Source organism: Phyllobacterium phragmitis (assembly GCF_002980495.1).
GTDB lineage: Bacteria > Pseudomonadota > Alphaproteobacteria > Rhizobiales > Rhizobiaceae > Paramesorhizobium > Paramesorhizobium phragmitis.
On record NZ_PVBR01000084.1, the window covers coordinates 1 to 569 of the forward strand.

Sequence of the window (569 nt, forward strand, 5' to 3'; positions counted from 1 at the left end):
CCGATCGATTGCCGCGCCTTGCGACGCACACTCCTTGCTGTCCGGAATACGGATGAAACGGGTGCGTCACCGTCGCAAACTGCAACGAGGCAGAGGAACTGCCTGTATTTCCAACTGACCTACAAGATCTTGCAGAAGGGGCGGTTTCCTTGGCCTTCGGCATCCGACGGGACTGCCCGGCTGACGTCGGCCCAACTGGCGATGTTGTGGGAAGGGATCGATTGGCGTCGTCCTGATTGGGGTGCGCCACCGGCCCGTGTCGGGTGATTTTATCCCACTGAAACCACTGGTTTTTATGGAAATTTATCCTGACTCGTGGTAGTCAGGATCATGTCTAGCGCGACGACAAATCTTCCGGACGATCCAGCCTTTCTCAAGGCAATGATTGCCGCTTTGCAGGCGGAAAACGCGAAGATGTCGGCCACATTGCAGGCGCATGACCAAGCCAATAACCCCCAGCAGAGCTGGGGGTTTGACGGGGAACCGCCATAGGCGGTTATGAAGGATTTTGGGACAAGAGATGGGACTTCAGGAGGACGAGAGCTTGAGTTGCATCTGGTCCAACTGCT

At 56.2% G+C, this 569-nt stretch carries 1 protein-coding gene; it reads left to right on the plus strand.

From position 1 onward, the window contains the following. Positions 1-18 precede the first annotated feature (18 nt). Positions 19-267 carry an IS66 family insertion sequence element accessory protein TnpB gene (gene tnpB / locus C5748_RS29275; protein ID WP_280953508.1) on the plus strand — a complete coding sequence of 83 codons (249 nt, stop codon included), beginning with the start codon at positions 19-21 and terminating at the stop codon, positions 265-267. The last annotated feature ends 302 nt before the right edge of the window (positions 268-569 follow it).